The following is a 16,103-nucleotide window of genomic DNA, read 5'->3' as shown; positions in this document are numbered from 1 at the left end:
AGCCGAGCCCCCTCCCCCGCTTTTACTAGCCCAAACCCCAACTCGGATTGAAGGGGGTCGGCTTTCAGAGCGCATCCGCGTCCTGATTGGCCTCCTGCAGGAGGGCAGCACGCTGCTGCTCTTCCCCGAGGTGGCCCTCCTGCGCCGGTTCCAGCCCTTTTTCCCGGAGGCCTGGGTGCTCCACGGCGAGATGCAACCCGAGGAGCGGCGACGGGTATGGGCGGCCCTCTGCCGGGAGGGGGAAGGGGCCAGGCCTGTGCTGGCTACCTACCAGGGCCTTCTGCTGCCCCTTTCCTTTGCCCGGGTGGTGGTGGTGGAGGAGGGCGCAGAGGCCTACAAGCTGCCGGGGGGCTCGAGGGCCTTCGTGCCCCGGCTGGCCCGGCTGCGGGCCCAGGGGCTGGGGGTGCCCATCCACTACTGCTCGAGCGTGAACAGCGCCGAGGTCTGGAAGGAGCCAGCCCAGGTCCTCCGTTGGCCTGAGCCCCGGCTCCACCTGCTGGACATGCACCAAGAACGGGGCTGGCCCTTTTCGGGGGCGGCCCTTGCACTCTTGCAGCAGGTACAGGAGAAAAAGCGTCAGGCCATCGTGCTCTCAGCCCGGCGGGGCTACAGCGCGGTGCTGCGCTGCAAGCAGTGCGATTGGAAGGCCATGTGCCCCAACTGCGCCCTGCCCTTGCGCTACCACAAAAGCGGGCGGCTGGGCCTGTTGCGCTGCCACCAGTGCGGCCACGAGGCGAAGGCCCCTCCGCTCTGCCCGAGCTGCCGCTCGGATGTCTTTGACCCCAGAGGGCCGGGGGTGGACTGGCTCCTGGAGGCCCTGGCCCAGCACCTCCCGGCCCTGCCCCGCTACCGCTACACCGCCGAGGCCAAGGACGACCTGGGCCCGCTGCTCTCAGGGGAGCCGGGCGTGCTGGTGGGCACCACAGCCATCCTGCGGGCCCCGGTGCTGCCCGAGCTGGCCCTGGTGCTCCTGCCCTACGCCGATGGGTTCGTGCTCGAGTCCGACTTTCGGGCCGCCGAGCGCTACCACCGGCTGCTGTGGCAGCTCGCCGACCTTCACCCCCACCGCCGCCCCTTGCTGGCCCTGCAGACCTTTGAACCCCACCATCCGGCCCACAAGGCGCTCCAGTCCGCCGACCCCCGGGGCTTTATGGAGGTGGAGCTGGCCCTAAGGCAGGCCTTGGGCTACCCCCCTGCAAGCCGGATGGTGAAGCTCGAGGTCGCCCACCCCAAGGAGCCTGTAGCCCGCGACGCCATCCTCCAGCTCGCCGCCGCCCTCAAACCCCAGGCCGAACCCGGCGAGCTGCTGGGCCCGGCCCCGGCCCCGGTGGCCCGCCTGCGGGGCCAGTACGTGTTTCATCTCCTGCTCAAAAGCTCCGAGGGCCGCATCCAGACCCTGATGGCCAACCTGCCCCCCGTGCGCGGGGCGCGGCTGCGTATAGACCCCGACCCCCAGAGCTTTGTAGGGCTGCTGGAGGACTAGGGAGGGGGTTTGAAGATAAAAGTTTACACATTTTGTAATCTGTGTTAGGCTAGCTGGGCGGTTTTTGCGTATGCTGTGTTTCTGCTGAGGAGGAAGACATGAACTACGCCAACCCCGATGTCCTGGTATCCACCGACTGGGTGCTGGAAAACCTGAACAACCCCAACATCCGCATCCTAGAGGTCAACGAAGACATCCTGCTCTACGACACCGGCCACATCCCGGGTGCCCAAAAAATTGACTGGCAGGCCGACCTCTGGGACCCGGTCATTCGCGAGTTCATCCAGCCCCACGAGCTGGCCGCCCTGTTTGAGCGGCTGGGCATCTCCAACGACACCACCATCGTGCTCTACGGGGACAAGAACAACTGGTGGGCGGCCTACGCCTTTTGGTTCTTCAGCTACAACGGCCACAAGCATCTCAAGCTCATGAACGGGGGGCGCATCAAGTGGGTGCAGGAGAACAAACCCCTCACCACCGAGGTACCCAGCTACCCCCGGGGCACCTACACCCCCGGCCAGCGCGACCCCAACCTGCGGGCCTTCCGCGACGAGGTGCTGGCCCACCTAGAAAAGGTCAAGGCCGGAAAAGGAGCCCTGGTGGATGTTCGCAGCCCCGCCGAGTTCACCGGCGAAAAGACCCACATGCCCGAGTACCCCCAAGAGGGCGTGCTCCGCGGAGGGCATATCCCCGGGGCCAAGAGCGTCCCCTGGGCCACCACGGTAAACCCCGACGGCACCTTCAAAAGCGCCGAGGAGCTGCGAGCCCTCTACGAGGCCAAGGGCATCACCCCCGACAAAGAGGTCATCACTTACTGCCGCATCGCCGAGCGCTCCTCCCACACCTGGTTCGTGCTCAAGCACCTGCTGGGCTTCCCCAACGTCAAGAACTACGATGGGAGCTGGACGGAATGGGGCAACGCGGTGGGCCTGCCGATTGAAAAAGGCCCTGAGCAGTAACCCCTACCGCAGGCCCGGCATCCTGCGGGCCAGGCCCACCTGGTAGAGCACCACCCCCAGGGCCACCGCCGCGTTTAGGCTCTCGGCCCCCTCCACCAAGGGGATGCGCAAGAGTTCATCGCAGCGTTCCGCCACCAGACGGCGCATCCCCTCTCCCTCAGAACCCACCACCACCGCCAGCGGCCGCCGATAGTCAAGCTCCCCAAGGGTGTGCTCCGCCTTACCGCTGGTGCCGTAGATCCAAAGGCCGCGCCCTTTGAGCTCCTCTAGGTAGCGAGGCAGGTTCTTGACCTGAACCAGGGGTATCCGCCGCGCAGCGCCCGCTGAGGCCTTGAGCACCAGGGCGGAAAGCGGGGCGCTGCGGCGGGCCTCGGTGACCACCCCGTGGGCCCCCAGGGCAAAGGCGCTGCGGATTAGGGCCCCATAGTTGCGGGGGTCGGTGACGCCGTCAAGCAACACCAGCAAGGGCAGCTCCCCCCGCGCCTCAGCCCGGCGGAAAGGAGCCTCGCCATCGGCGTAGGCCAGGCTTTCCAGCTCGGCCACCAAACCCTGGTGCTGGGTGGTCTTGACCATCTGGTCAAGCTCTATGCGGGGCACCACCTTGTAGGTTGCCCCCAACCGCTCCAGCTCCTGCAAAAGCCAGCGCTCCACACCCCTGGCCACCCAGACCTGCCCTACCTGGCCCTCGCGTACAGCCTCCAGCACCGGATTGCGGCCGTAGATAAGCATAGCCCCAGTTTACGAGGGCCCCGTTCTTGACGCCCAGCGGGCTCGAGCCTAGAATACACTGTGCTGCTCTTGCGGCGCGGTGAGCGTAGCTCAGCCGGTTAGAGCACCGGTCTGTGGAACCGGGGGTCGTGGGTTCAAGTCCCATCGCTCACCCCAAAACGGGGCCCAAGGGCCTCGCTTGCGCGGATGGTGGAACTGGTAGACACGCGAGACTTAGGATCTCGTGCCGAAAGGTGTGGGGGTTCAAGTCCCCCTCCGCGCACCAACAGCCCCAGGTTGGCCTGGGGTTTTATACTTCACTCGGGGTATCCTCGGCCAATGAGAGGAAGCGGCGCAGCGCTTTGGCTCGAGCTCCTGGGGGGTCTTTTGGTGGTGCTGGGGGCTTTTCTGGCCGCTCTTTCCTACTTCCTGGCCACCCAGACGGTGGACCCCAGCCTGGAAAGAAACCTCCTGCGGGTCCGGATAGACCTGGCGGGGCTTTTGGACATCCTGGCCCACCGAACGGCCACCGCGGGGGCCTGGACGGCAGGGGTGGGCGCGGTGCTGTTTTTCGGGGCGGGCTATCTGGCAGCCCTGGCCCGCTGGGCCGTGGCCCTGGCGGCGCTCTTTGCGGTGGGGGTGTGGCTGTGGCTGGTCCTGTTCAAGTAGAAGGCAGAAACCCGCTCAAACCCGCGAGGCGAGGACCTCCCTCACCCCCCGCAGCCGGGTCTTGAGCATAACGCGGGCCCTAGAGCTGTCCAAAGCGCAGTTCTGGGGCCTAGGCTCTGGGAAGTCGGCCAGCCGCAAGGCGGGTAGGCGGGCCGGGTCGCGCCCGTAGAAAGGGGCGATGAGCTGGCCGAACTCGAGCCGGCTCAGCACCTCAGCCCCTCCCAGGTGCAACACCCCTTGGTACTCCAGCCGCACCAGCTCCCACAGGGCCCGGGCCAGGTCCTCCACAAAGACGAAGGAGCGGTACTCGTCTTCAAAAAGCCCTCCCTCCCGCTTTCCATCGGCCAGCTCCAAGACCAGCCGGGTGGTGGGGTCCGGCGGGTCTAGGCCCCATATCAGCGAGCAGCGAACCACCGCGGCCTGGGGAAGAATCTCCCCCACTACCCTCTCGGCCTCCAGCTTGGCCCGCCCATAAGGGGTGAGGGGGTTGGGCCTGGCCGGCTCGGCGTAGGGGGCCTCCCGGCCGTCAAAAACCTGGTCGGTGGAGAGGTGGACCAGCCGAGCCCCCAGGAGCGCGCAAGCCCGGGCCACGTGGACGGTGCCCCGCACCACCACCCCCTCTAAGTCGGCCTTGCTGTAGGCGGTGTGAAGCACCACCTGGGGCCTGAAGGAGCCCAGTGCCATCAAAACCGCCGCCTCGTCGCGGATATCCAGCCGGACCCAGTCTGCTCCGCCCTCCCCTGGGGCCTGGCCAAGGTGGCTGGCCCCGAGCGCCGTGGCCCAGGCTGGGGCCTGCCCCAACAGGGCGCGGCCCAGGTAACCGGTTCCTCCGGTGATGAAAACCCGCACGTCCATTAGGATACGCCCACCACTTTACGCTTCAAAGCGGAGGACCTAACCTGGAAGCATGCCAGACCTAGGGCCTACCCTTGTGCTAAGGGGCCTCACCCTCCGGGTGCAAAACCTGGAGCGACAGCTTCGGTTCTACCAGGGGCTTCTGGGGCTGGAGCTGGTAAGGCGGGAGGGGAACCGGGTGGAGCTGGCCCCAGCCGGGGGAGGGTTTGGGCTCGAGCTGGTGCACGAGCCCAGCGCCCCTCTGCGCCCCCGCCCCACCCTGGGCCTCTACCACTTCGCCCTGCTCCTGCCCAGCCGCCGGGCCCTAGGGGAGGTAGTACAGCACCTCCTGGACGCCCGTTACCCCACTTTCGAAGGCGCCTCGGACCACGGCGTATCGGAAGCGGTCTACCTATCCGATCCCGAGGGCAACGGCATTGAGCTCTACCGCGACCGCCCCAGGGCCGAGTGGCCCCGCCGGGAAAACCGGCTGAGCATGGGGAACCAGCCCCTAGACTTCTTTGGCCTTCTCTCCGAGGTAAAGGCCCCAGGCCCCCTGGACCCCACCACCCGGCTGGGCCACATCCACCTCCACGTCGCCGACCTGGACGAAGCAGAGGCCTTCTTCACGGGCCTGGGGATGGAGGTGACCCAGCGCGACTTCCCCGGGGCCCGCTTCTTTGCCGCCGACGGGTACCACCACCACGTGGGGGTGAACCTATGGGCGCAAAACCGCCTGGCCCCGGCCAACGCCACCGGCCTGCTGGGCTACCGCATCGCCCTGCTGGGCCGGGGGCCTGAAACCCTACAGGACCCCAACGGCGCCTGGGTGCGGCTCGAGCCCCTTTGACAGCCCCACCCCTGGTTGGCTTAGATTGGGCCCGTGGAGCTTCGGAAGGCTGACTTCGGCCCCCAGTTCCGCTGGGGGGTGGCCACCGCGGCCTACCAGATAGAGGGCGCGGTGGAGGAGGACGGGCGGGGGCCTTCCATCTGGGATACCTTCGCCCATACCCCTGGCCGGATTAAGACCGGGGAGAACGCCGACGTGGCCTGCGACTTCTACCACCGCTACCGCGAGGACCTCGCCCTCATCCGGGAGATGAACTTCCAGGCCCATCGCTTCTCCTTGTCCTGGCCCCGCATCTTGCCCGAGGGACGGGGTCGGGTAAACCCCAAAGGCCTGGACTTCTACCAGCGGGTGATTGACCGTACCCTCGAGCTGGGCCTGGAGCCCTGGGTCACGCTCTACCACTGGGATCTGCCCCAGGCCCTGGAGGACCAGGGCGGCTGGACCAACCGGGAGATTGTGGGCTGGTTCGGCGAGTACGTGGAGGTTTGCAGCAAGGCTTTTGGCGACCGGGTTAGGCACTGGATGGTGCTCAACGAGCCCACCGTCTTCACCGTGCTGGGCTACCTGCAAGGCCGGCACGCCCCGGGGCGCAAGGGCCTATCCAGCTTCCTGCCCGCCGTGCACCACGCTGCTTTGGCCCAGGCCGAGGGAGGGCGCATCCTGCGGGCCAACCTGCCGGAGGCCCAGATTGGCACCACCTTCTCGGCCTCCTACGTGCAGGCCGCAGGCCCCACCTGGCTGAGCCGGATGGCCGCCATTCAGTACGACGCCATCGCCAACCGCCTCTTCATTGAGCCCGCCCTGGGGCTGGGCTACCCTTGGCGGCGGGCCCCCTTTCTCCATCTCCTGCGCCCCTACATAAGGTCCGGCGACCTGGAGAAGCTGGCCTTCAACTTTGACTTCATCGGGCTGCAGACCTACTTCCGCCAGCTCGTGCGCTTTGACCCCCTCGCGCCGGCCACCTGGGCCCGCGAGGTGCCCCACGAGGAGCGGGGGGGCGAGCTGACCGCGATGGGCTGGGAGGTCTGGCCCGAGAACCTCTACCACCTGCTCAAGCAGTTCGCGGCCTACCCCGGGGTAAGGCGCATCGTCATCACCGAGAATGGGGTGGCCTACCCGGACGCCCTGGAGAACGGGCAGGTGCACGACGCCAAGCGCATTGCTTTCATCCAAGCCCACCTGCGCCAGGTAAGGCGGGCTCAGCAGGAGGGGGTCCCGGTAGAGGGCTACTTCTACTGGAGCCTGATGGACAACTTTGAGTGGGCCGAAGGGTATCGGCCCCGGTTCGGACTGGTCTATGTGGACTACCCCACCCAGCAGCGCATCCTGAAGGACTCAGCCCTTTGGTTCCGGGATTTCCTCGGCTGACCAGCAGGTCAGTTTGGCGGTACAATGGGCGGGTGAAGCCTTTGCCCAAACGCTCCGAACTCCCCAAAGAGCAGACCTGGAACCTGGAAGCCCTCTTCCCCTCGGAAGCCGAATGGAAAAAGGCGCTGGAGGAGGCCACGGGCTACCCAGAGGAGGTGGGCCGCTTTGCCGGACGGCTCGGTGAATCGGCAAAAACCCTGTTGGAGGCGCTGGAAACCTACCACGAGCGGATGCTCTTTGCCATGAAGGTCCTCCAGTACGCCTCGCTGCAGCGGGCCACCGACGGCACCAACCCCACCTTCAGCCGGATGGTGGGGGAGGCCCAAAGCATGCTGGCCCGGCTGGCCGCGGCGGGGGCCTACCTCGAGCCCGAGCTGCTCTCCTTGGGCTGGGAAAAGCTAGAGGCGTACATCCGCGAGGAGCCAGCCCTGGGGGTCTACCGCCACTACTTTGAGGCCCTCGAGCGGCGCAGGCCCCACGTGCTGAGCCGCGAAGTGGAGGCTGTCCTGGCCGCGGCCTCCGACCCCCTAAGGGGCCACAGCGCCACCGCCTACGCCGCCACCAACGCCGACATGCAGTTCAGGCCGGTGGAGTATCAGGGCCAGAGCCTCGCGGTCTCCCACAGCAGCATTGGGGAGCTCTTGGTCCACGAGTGCCCCGAGGTGCGCAAGGCCGCTTGGGAGTCTTACGCCGACGGGCACCTGGCCTTCAAGAACACCCTGGCCCAGACCCTGCAGGGCAGCATCAAAAGCTACGCCTTCCTGGCCCGCACCCGGGGCTATGGGAGCAGCCTCGAGATGGCCCTGGCGGAGGGCCGCACCTCCGGGGAAAACATCCCCCGGGTGGTCTACGACAACCTGCTGGCCATCTTTCAGGAAAACCTCCCCACCTGGCACCGCTTCTGGCGCATCCGTAAGAAAGCCCTGGGGGGGCGGCTGCAAAGCCACGACGTGCCCATCTACGATGCCCCCGCCCCCCTGGCGCCGAGCCCCAAAGTTACCTTTTGGGAGGCCGCCGAGACCATCTGCCGGGGAATGGAGCCGCTGGGCCCGGAGTACGTGCAGCCCCTGCGGCGGGGCCTGTTTGAGGAGCGCTGGGTGGACTGGGGCCAGAACCAGGGCAAGCGGCCGGGGGCCTTTTCTTCCGGGCTCAAGGGCACCTACCCCTATATCCTGATGAGCTGGTCCGACGACCTCTTCTCGCTGAGCACCCTGGCCCACGAGCTGGGCCACTCCATGCACAGCTACTTCGCCCGCCAAAGCCAGCCCATCGTCTACGCCCAGTACAGCCTCTTCATCGCCGAGGTGGCCTCCAACTTCAACCAAGCCCTGGTACGGGCACGGCTGCTGAGGGAAGCCAAGGGCCGCGAGGAAAAGCTGGCCGTGCTGGAGGAGGCCTTCGCCAACTTCCACCGCTACCTCTTTGTGATGCCCACCCTGGCCCGCTTTGAGCTGGAGCTCTACCAGCGCATAGAGCAAGGCGGCGCCCTCACCGCGCCTTTCCTGAGCGAACGCCTGGTGGAGCTCCTCGCCGAGGGCTACGGCGGCGAGGTGGAGCTAGACCGAGAGCGGCTGGGCGCCGGATGGATGCACTTCGCCCACCTGTATAGCCCCTTTTACGTCTACCAGTATGCCACCGGAATCGCCGCGGCCAACGCCCTGGCCCGCAGGGTGCTGCAGGAGGGTGAGCCGGCAGCGAGGCGCTACCTCCAGTTCCTCAAGGTTGGCGACTCGGTCTACCCCCTGGAGGCGCTGCAGATCGCCGGGATAGACATGACCCGCCCTGAGCCCATAGAGGAGGGCTTCGCAGCCCTAAAAGCGATGGTGGACGAGCTGGAGGAGCTAGTAGGATAGCCCTGATGAGCTCGAGCCGCACTCCCCTACCCCCTTCGCAGTACCGCCGGCTGGTGGTCAAGGTGGGCAGCGCGGTGCTGAGTGGGCCAGAAGGCCGGAAGCACCAGCTTGAGATCGCCGCCCAGGTTTCGGCCCTGAGGGCGGAAGGCCGGGAGGTGGTGCTGGTTTCCTCCGGGGCCCAAGCGGTTGGCATGGAAAAGCTAGGGCTGCGGGAAAAGCCCAAGACCATGCCCGGCAAGCAGGCCCTGGCCGCGGTGGGCCAACCCGCTTTGATGCAGCTTTGGGAGCAGGCCTTTAGCTGGTACGGCCTGAGGGTGGCCCAGGTGCTCCTGACCGCCGAGGACCTAGGCCACCGCCACCGCTACCTGAACGCCCGGCAGACCCTAGAGACCCTGCTCTCCTGGGGTATCCTGCCCATCATCAACGAGAACGACACGGTGATGGTGGAAGAGATCAAGTTCGGCGACAACGACCAGCTCTCCGCCCTCATCGCCACCTTGGTAGGGGCCGACCTGCTGGTGCTGCTCTCGGACATTGAGGCCCTCTACGAGGCTGATCCCCGCCAGCATCCGGGGGCCCGGGCCATCCCCTATGTGGAGCGGGTGGACCAGGAGGTGCTGCGGATGGCAGGGGAAAGCCCCAACCGGGTGGGCACCGGAGGAATGAGGAGCAAGCTGCTGGCCGCCCAGAAGGCCCAAGCCGCGGGAATTCCCACCCTGCTCCTCCCAGGCACGCGCCCCGAGAGCATCCCACAGGCCCTTAGGGGGGAGGGGGTGGGCACCTTTTTCGCCGGCGGACAGCGGCGCTACAGCGGACGCAAGCTATGGCTCTACCAGCTCCCCAAGCCGCGGGGCGAGGTGGTGGTGGACGCGGGGGCTGCCCGGGCCCTGCAGCAGGAGGGGGCCTCCCTCCTGCCAGCGGGTATCCTCGAGGTGCGCGGGCAGTTTGGGGTCGGCGAACCGGTGCGCTGCTTGGATGCAGAGGGCAGCTTGATTGGGGTAGGCCTGGTCAACTACAGCGCGGCGGAGCTGCGCCGCATCAAGGGAAAAAAAACCAAGGACATTGAGGCCCTGCTCGGCTACAAAAACACCGACGAGGCCATCCACCGCGACTACTTCGCCTTGGTGTCGGAGCTGGGGGGAAAGTAAACTCTAAGGCATGACCATCTCCGCGCTTAGCGCCCTGGCCCAGGCCGCCCGGGAGGCCGCCCGGCTTTTGGCCTCGGCCTCACCAGCGGCTAAAAACCAGGCCCTTTTAGGCATCGCCGAGCGCCTGCGCTCGCAAAGGGAACCCCTCCTCCTTGCCAACCAGAAAGACCTGGAGGCCGCCCAGGCAGCAGGCCTCCCGCCGGCCAAGCTAGACCGGCTACGCCTGAATGAGCGAATTTTGGGCGACCTGGTGGAAGGCCTGCGGCAGATAGCCGCCATGCCCGACCCGGTAGGGGAAATCGAGGGGCTGCAGATTCGCCCCAACGGCCTGCAGGTAGGGCGGATGCGCATCCCCCTAGGGGTCATCGGCTTCATCTACGAGTCGCGCCCCAACGCCACCGTGGAGGCCAGTGCCCTCTCGCTCAAGGCCGGAAACGCCATCCTGCTCCGGGGAGGCAAGGAGGCCTTCCACTCCAACCAGGCCCTGGTCCGGCTCATGCAGGAGGCCCTGCAGGAGGCCGATCTGCCCCATCAGGCCATCCAGCTCGTGCCCACCACCGACCGCAGGGCCATCCTGGAGATGTGCCACCTCTCGGGCCTGCTTGACCTCATCATCCCTCGAGGCGGCAAGGAGCTGATTGAGCTGGTGCAGCGCGAGGCCCGGATGCCGGTGCTGGCCCACGCCGAAGGCGTGAACCACCTCTTCGTGGACGAGAGCGCCGACCTCGAGGCAGCGGTGCGCATCGCCCTGAACGGAAAAACCCAGCGCCCCAGCACCTGCAACAGCCTGGAAAAAGTGCTGGTTCACCAGGCCATCGCCCCTACCTTTCTGCCCAAGCTGGCCCAGGCCATGGCCGAGGCCGGGGTGGAGCTCCGCGGCGACGAGCGCACCCGGGCCATCATCCCGGCCAAGCCTGCCCAGGAACAGGACTGGCGCACAGAGTACCTGGACCTAATCCTCGCCGTAAAGGTGGTGGACTCCCTGGAGGAGGCCCTGGAACACATCGCCCGCTACGGCTCCCGCCACACCGAGGTCATCTGCACGGAGCACCACGCCCACGCCTTGCGCTTCTTGCGCGAGGTGGACGCTTCGCTGGTGCTGGTCAACGCTTCGCCCCGCTTCAACGACGGGTTTCAGCTTGGGCTGGGGGCAGAGATCGGCATCTCCACCAGCAAGCTGCACGCCTACGGCCCGATGGGGGTTCGGGAGCTCACCACCACCAAGTTCGTGGCCCTGGGCCAGGGGCAGGTGCGGGAAGGGTAGGGCCAGAAAAAAGGGTTCATGAGGGCTTTTCTTGGCCAGCTCTACTGGCTCTACAGCCGGGCCCACATCCCCTTCTTCGCAGCGGCCCTGGCCTACTACGCCCTCTTCAGCCTGATGCCCCTGCTCTTTTTGATGGTGGGGCTTTTCGGCCTGCTGCTCCCCAGCAACCCGGGCCTGCGCGAGGCGGTTTTGCTCAGGCTGGTTGACCTGGTGGTGGCCCTCTTCCCCACCCAGCCGGACCTGGCCCAGACCTTAATCGGCTTCCTGGCTCGAGGGGCCTTCCCCCTCACCTTCGCCAGCCTATTGGCGCTGCTTTGGGTGAGCGGCAACTTTTTCTCCGCCCTGGCCTATGCCCTGGGCCTCATCTTCGGCGAGCCCTCCCCTCGGACCACCCCGCCATTCCCACAAAAGCAGGTGGGCTGGCTGGCCCTCCTGCAGGGACGGCTAGCCGGGCTGCTGGCCCCCTTGCTGTTGGGGCTGGCCCTCATCCTGCTGGCCCTGCTGGGGCTGGCCTTGGGCTTCTTGGCGCGCTACCTGCCTCTCGAGCTGGCCGGCAGCGGGGAGCGGGCCTTCCCCCTACTGGGGGCCTGGGGGCTTTTCTTCCTCACCTACTGGCTCCTCCCCCGGCCCATGCCCCGCCTGATGGCTGCCTTTAGCGCGGCCCTGGCAGCAGCGCTGGCCTGGGAGGGGATGCGGCTTGGGCTGCCGCTTCTGCTGCCCCGTACCCAGTACGAGATGCTCTACGGACCGGTGGCGGGGTTCCTCCTGGGCATGGTGGGCTTTTACCTGAGCATGTGGATTCTTTTAGCCGGAGCGGTGCTGGCCCGGGCTCTGAGCGAGCGCTACCGCGACCTCCTCTAGGCAAGGCCCGACCGGACGTTACGCTTGCCGGGGTTCTTAACGCCCAGGCGTAAAAAAGACGGGCGGAACAGGTAGCCCGCCCCTTTGCTGTGAGGTTTGGACGGCTGGGAAAAGCAAGGGATTGTACACTAAACGACGGCTACAAGCGCTATAGGCGCTTCTGGAGGAAATCTGCATGAAATCCATGAAGGTTGCCGTAATCGGCACGGGCTATGTGGGTCTCACCACCGGGGTCACCCTAGCCTACCTTGGCCACCAGGTTACCTGTGTGGACGTAGACCCTGCCAAACTGGCCCTCTTGCGGCAGGGCAAGGCCCCCATCTACGAGCCCGGTCTGGAAGAGCTCATGGAACTGGCTCGAGCCAACCTCCGCTACACCGACCAGTACGCCGAGGCAGTCCCCGAAGCCGAGGTGGTCTTCATCGCAGTGGGCACCCCCTCCCTACCGGACGGCAGCCCCGACCTGCAGTACGTGCGGGCCGCAGCCCGGGGAATCGGAGAACACCTAGGCAATGGCTTCTGCGTGGTGGTGAACAAGTCCACCGTCCCCATCGGCAGCGGCAACTGGGTGGAGTCGCTGGTGCGGGAGGCCTACGAGGGGCGGTACGGTAGGAAGTGCCGCGGCCAATTCGCGGTGGCCTCCAACCCAGAGTTCCTGCGGGAGGGCTCGGCCATCCACGACTCGCTCTACCCCGACCGCATCGTGGTAGGGGCAGAAGACCCCAAAGCTTTGGAGGTGCTTTACAACCTCTACCGCCCTCTCATTGAACAGAGCTTCCCCGCCCCCACCTTCGCCCCGCGCCCCGAGCGGATGGAGGCGGTGCCGCTCATCACCGCCGATTTGGCCTCCGCCGAGCTCATCAAGTACGCAGCCAACGCCTTCCTATCGGTGAAGATCAGCTTCATCAACGAGATCGCCAACCTGGCAGAGCGGGTGGGGGCCGACATCAGCCAGGTGGCCAGAGGCATCGGACTGGACAACCGCATCGGCACCCGCTTTTTACAGGCCGGGGTGGGCTGGGGAGGAAGCTGCTTTGGCAAGGACACCGCGGCCCTCATCGCCACCGGACAGGAGTACGGCCTCGCCATGCCCATCGTGCAGGCCGCGCGGGAGGTCAACTACCGGCAGCGTGAACGGATGGTGGAGAAGCTCCAACGGGAGCTCAAAATCCTGAAGGGCCGGACCATCGGCCTACTGGGCCTGGCCTTCAAGCCCAACACCGATGACCTGCGCGATGCTCCTGCGTTGGACATCGCCCGCCGCCTCATAGAGCGGGGGGCCTGGGTGCGGGCCCATGACCCCGTAGCCTTGGACAACGCCCGCCGAAGCTACCCCGACCTGCCCATCACCTACTACGAAGACCCCTTGGCCCTGGCCGAAGAGGCCGACGCCCTGCTCTTGGTGACCGAGTGGAGCCAGTACCGTAAGCTAGACTGGCCGGCAATGGCCCAGGCTATGCGCCGCCCCCTGCTGGTGGACGGCCGCAACTTCCTAGACCGGCGCGCCCTCCTGCAGGCCGGCTTCCGCTACGTGGGGGTGGGGGTAGGCGAGCAAGAGGCCTCAGAGGTCCAGCCGGTAGCGGAGGGTTGAATGCGCATCCTTCTAACCGGGGCCGCTGGTTTTTTAGGCAGCCACCTGGCCGAACGGCTCCTGCGCGAGGGGCACCAGGTGGTGGGGGTGGACAACTTCGCGAGCGGCCAGCGCCGCAACATCGCCTATCTGTCAGCGTTCCCCGGCTTTCAATTCCTGGAGGCCGACGCGGCGCGGCCCCTGGAGGTGGAAGGCCGGCTGGACTGGGTGATGCACTTTGCCTCCCCAGCCTCCCCACCGCGCTACCTGAAGCTGCCCATTGAGACCCTCCTGGTCAACGCCGAAGGGACCCGGCACCTCCTGGAGCTGGCCTTGGCCAAAGGGGCCCGGTTCTTCCTGGCCTCCACCAGCGAGGTCTACGGCGACCCCCAGGTGCATCCCCAGCCTGAGAGCTACTGGGGCCACGTCAACCCCATCGGCCCCCGCTCCATCTACGACGAGTCCAAGCGCTACGCCGAGGCCCTAACCCTGGCCTACTACCGGACCAAGGGGATTCCGGTGCGGATCATCCGCATCTTCAACACTTATGGGCCCCGCATGGACCCCGAGGACGGGCGGGTGGTCACCAACTTCATCACCCAGGCCCTGCAGGGCAGGCCCCTTACCATCTACGGTCAAGGGCAGCAGACCCGGAGCTTTCAGTACGTGGACGACCTAATTGAGGGCATCCGCCGCCTGATGGAGGTGGACTACCCCGAGCCCGTCAACCTGGGCAACCCCGAGGAGTACACCATGCTCGAGCTGGCCCGGCTGGTGCTGGAGCTGACCGGCAGCTCCTCCCCTTTGGTCTACGAGCCCCTGCCCCAGGACGACCCCAAGCAGCGCCGTCCCGACATCGCCCGGGCCCAGAACCTGCTGGGCTGGCGCCCCAAAGTACCGGTGCGGGAAGGCCTGGCCCGCACCATCGCCTACTTCCGCGAGATACTTTTTTCTTAGCGAGGTTTTCTATGAACGTACTGGTCGTTGGAGGTGCCGGCTACATCGGCAGCCATACCGCGAAGGCCCTACACCGAGCCGGATTTACCCCTGTAGTCTTTGACAACCTAAGCTACGGCCACCGCTGGGCGGTGCGGTGGGGCCCTTTGGTAGAGGCCGACCTGGCCGACAAGGCCGCCATTTTGGAAGCCCTGCAGGGCCACCGCATCGGGGCGGTCATCCACTTCGCCGCCAACGCCTACGTGGGCGAGTCCATGGAAAACCCGGCCAAATACTTCCGCAACAACGTGGCCAACATGCTCAACCTGCTCGAGGCCCTGGTGGAAACCGGGGTCCGCCACATCGTCTTTTCCTCCTCCTGCGCCACCTACGGGATTCCGCAATCGGTGCCCATCCGCGAGGACTTCCCCCAAAACCCCATCAACCCTTATGGGGAGACCAAGCTGGTGGGCGAGAAGATGCTCAAGTGGTTCGGAGGCGCCTACGGCCTGGGCTGGATGGCCCTGCGCTACTTCAACGCCAGCGGGGCTGACCCGGAAGGGGAGCTGGGCGAGGTACACGACCCCGAGACCCACCTCATCCCCCTGGTCATTGACGCCGCGCTGGGCCGGCGCCCCCCGGTCCGCATCTTCGGCACCGACTACCCCACCCCCGACGGCACCGCCATCCGCGACTACATCCACGTCACCGACCTGGCCGAGGCCCACGTGCGGGCCCTGCAGCACCTGCTCCAGGGCGGGAGCTCCATGGCGCTAAACCTAGGCACCGGCCGGGGAACCAGTGTGCTGGAGGTCGTCCAGGCAGTGGAGAAGGTGGCCGGGCGTCCGGTCCCTGCGGAAAAAGCCCCCCGCCGCCCAGGCGACCCCCCGGCGCTGGTAGCCGACCCCAGCCGGGCCCGGGAGGTTCTGGGGTGGGAGGCCCGCTACCAGGACATCTCGGAGATCGTGGCCACCGCCTGGAACTTCGCTACCCGTCATCCCCAGGCCGCCCCTTCGGTTTGAGCCGGATGGGGCTCTGCCTTTGGGGTTTTAGGCCCACCTTGTCCTGGTAAAAGGCCGCAATCCGCTGAAAGTCGGCTTCCAGGTCGCCGCTTGGCACCAGGTACCCCCCCACGCCCACCTCCTTTCTGGTGCGGTCCAGGTAGGCTAAGGCGATGGGGACCCCGGCCTCTAGGGCCATGTAGTAAAAGCCGGTTCTCCAGTGAGGGGCCTGGCTGCGGGTGCCCTCGGCCGCCACTACCAGCCAAAGCTCCTCGGAGCGCTGGAAAAGCTGGGCCACCTGCTGTACGAAGGCCCCCCCGGCGCGCTGCCGGTCCACCGGTATTCCCCCAAGCCCCCGCATCAGCGCCCCCAGGACCGGAGGGAAGAGCTCCTTTTTGCCCACCCAGCGAAAGTGTGTCCCCGAGGCCAGGCCCCACAGGAGGGCGTAGAGAAAGTCCCAGTTGGAGGTATGGGGGTAGCCCACCAAAACGAACTTCTTCCCAGGAGGTGGGGCCATCACAGGGGTCCAACCTAGCATCTGCAGGGCCCAGACCCCCAGGCGCTGCCGGAGGGTGCGGGGTTGTGGGGCGTGGGGCATT

15 protein-coding genes and 2 tRNA genes are annotated in these 16,103 nt (G+C 66.6%); 14 read left to right on the top strand and 3 right to left on the bottom strand.

The window, feature by feature from the left end:
* Both Mlute_RS04480 and Mlute_RS04475 read left to right on the top strand, forming a co-directional pair.
* A partial coding sequence (locus Mlute_RS04480) for a primosomal protein N' (protein WP_119359549.1) occupies window positions 1–1,483 on the top strand: 1,483 nt, incomplete at its 5' end.
* 98 nt (window positions 1,484–1,581) lie between these two features.
* Entirely contained in the window at window positions 1,582–2,442 is an 861-nt protein-coding gene (locus Mlute_RS04475; protein WP_119359548.1) for a sulfurtransferase, read from the top strand.
* Window positions 2,443–2,445: 3 nt separating this feature from the next.
* Here Mlute_RS04475 and rlmB read toward each other — a convergent pair whose 3' ends face one another.
* Window positions 2,446–3,171, bottom strand: a complete 726-nt coding sequence (gene rlmB / locus Mlute_RS04470; protein ID WP_119359547.1) for a 23S rRNA (guanosine(2251)-2'-O)-methyltransferase RlmB — start codon at window positions 3,169–3,171, stop codon at window positions 2,446–2,448.
* A 79-nt stretch (window positions 3,172–3,250) separates the two neighbouring features.
* On the opposite strand from rlmB, the gene Mlute_RS04465 reads away from it, so the two are divergent.
* From Mlute_RS04465 to Mlute_RS16420, 3 genes are all read left to right on the top strand, one after another.
* A tRNA-His gene (locus Mlute_RS04465) sits at window positions 3,251–3,327 on the top strand.
* A gap of 24 nt (window positions 3,328–3,351) precedes the next feature.
* Window positions 3,352–3,436 (top strand) — tRNA-Leu (locus Mlute_RS04460).
* 53 nt (window positions 3,437–3,489) lie between these two features.
* Window positions 3,490–3,819, top strand: coding sequence for a hypothetical protein (locus Mlute_RS16420; protein ID WP_119359546.1), 330 nt, complete (start codon window positions 3,490–3,492; stop codon window positions 3,817–3,819).
* Window positions 3,820–3,834: 15 nt separating this feature from the next.
* Here Mlute_RS16420 and Mlute_RS04450 read toward each other — a convergent pair whose 3' ends face one another.
* Window positions 3,835–4,668, bottom strand: coding sequence for an SDR family oxidoreductase (locus tag Mlute_RS04450; RefSeq protein ID WP_119359552.1), 834 nt, complete (start codon window positions 4,666–4,668; stop codon window positions 3,835–3,837).
* Between the two features lie 58 nt (window positions 4,669–4,726).
* Here Mlute_RS04450 and Mlute_RS04445 point away from each other — a divergent pair, with 58 nt between their 5' ends.
* The 9 genes from Mlute_RS04445 (at window position 4,727) to galE (ending at window position 15,525) form a co-directional block, all read left to right on the top strand.
* On the top strand, window positions 4,727–5,503 hold the full coding sequence (locus Mlute_RS04445; RefSeq protein ID WP_119359545.1) for a VOC family protein: 777 nt from the start codon (window positions 4,727–4,729) through the stop codon (window positions 5,501–5,503).
* Window positions 5,504–5,536: 33 nt separating this feature from the next.
* Window positions 5,537–6,871: a GH1 family beta-glucosidase gene (locus tag Mlute_RS04440; protein WP_119359544.1), complete on the top strand. Its 1,335-nt coding sequence runs from the start codon at window positions 5,537–5,539 to the stop codon at window positions 6,869–6,871.
* Between the two features lie 32 nt (window positions 6,872–6,903).
* On the top strand, window positions 6,904–8,724 hold the full coding sequence (pepF, locus tag Mlute_RS04435; RefSeq protein WP_119359543.1) for an oligoendopeptidase F: 1,821 nt from the start codon (window positions 6,904–6,906) through the stop codon (window positions 8,722–8,724).
* A 5-nt stretch (window positions 8,725–8,729) separates the two neighbouring features.
* A complete protein-coding gene (proB, locus tag Mlute_RS04430) occupies window positions 8,730–9,872 on the top strand; it encodes a glutamate 5-kinase (RefSeq protein WP_119359542.1) in 1,143 nt (380 codons plus the stop codon).
* 10 nt (window positions 9,873–9,882) lie between these two features.
* Complete coding sequence (locus tag Mlute_RS04425) at window positions 9,883–11,136, top strand: glutamate-5-semialdehyde dehydrogenase (RefSeq protein WP_119359541.1); 1,254 nt, start codon at window positions 9,883–9,885, stop codon at window positions 11,134–11,136.
* A gap of 18 nt (window positions 11,137–11,154) precedes the next feature.
* Window positions 11,155–11,997 carry a YhjD/YihY/BrkB family envelope integrity protein gene (locus Mlute_RS04420; RefSeq protein ID WP_119359540.1) on the top strand — a complete coding sequence of 281 codons (843 nt, stop codon included), beginning with the start codon at window positions 11,155–11,157 and terminating at the stop codon, window positions 11,995–11,997.
* Between the two features lie 175 nt (window positions 11,998–12,172).
* Window positions 12,173–13,588, top strand: coding sequence for a UDP-glucose dehydrogenase family protein (locus Mlute_RS04415; RefSeq protein WP_245958842.1), 1,416 nt, complete (start codon window positions 12,173–12,175; stop codon window positions 13,586–13,588).
* Window positions 13,589–14,524: a UDP-glucuronic acid decarboxylase family protein gene (locus Mlute_RS04410; protein ID WP_119359538.1), complete on the top strand. Its 936-nt coding sequence runs from the start codon at window positions 13,589–13,591 to the stop codon at window positions 14,522–14,524. It begins immediately after the preceding gene.
* An 11-nt stretch (window positions 14,525–14,535) separates the two neighbouring features.
* A complete protein-coding gene (gene galE / locus Mlute_RS04405; protein WP_119359537.1) occupies window positions 14,536–15,525 on the top strand; it encodes a UDP-glucose 4-epimerase GalE in 990 nt (329 codons plus the stop codon).
* Here galE and Mlute_RS04400 read toward each other — a convergent pair.
* Complete coding sequence (locus Mlute_RS04400) at window positions 15,491–16,102, bottom strand: lysophospholipid acyltransferase family protein (protein ID WP_119359536.1); 612 nt, start codon at window positions 16,100–16,102, stop codon at window positions 15,491–15,493. The two genes, galE and Mlute_RS04400, sit on opposite strands and share 35 nt — an antisense overlap.
* Window position 16,103: the final 1 nt, after the last annotated feature.

Source organism: Meiothermus luteus, from assembly GCF_003574085.1.
Lineage (GTDB): Bacteria > Deinococcota > Deinococci > Deinococcales > Thermaceae > Meiothermus > Meiothermus luteus.
The sequence above is the reverse complement of the archived record's forward strand: the minus strand, read 5'-3'. Positions and strand labels throughout refer to the sequence as shown.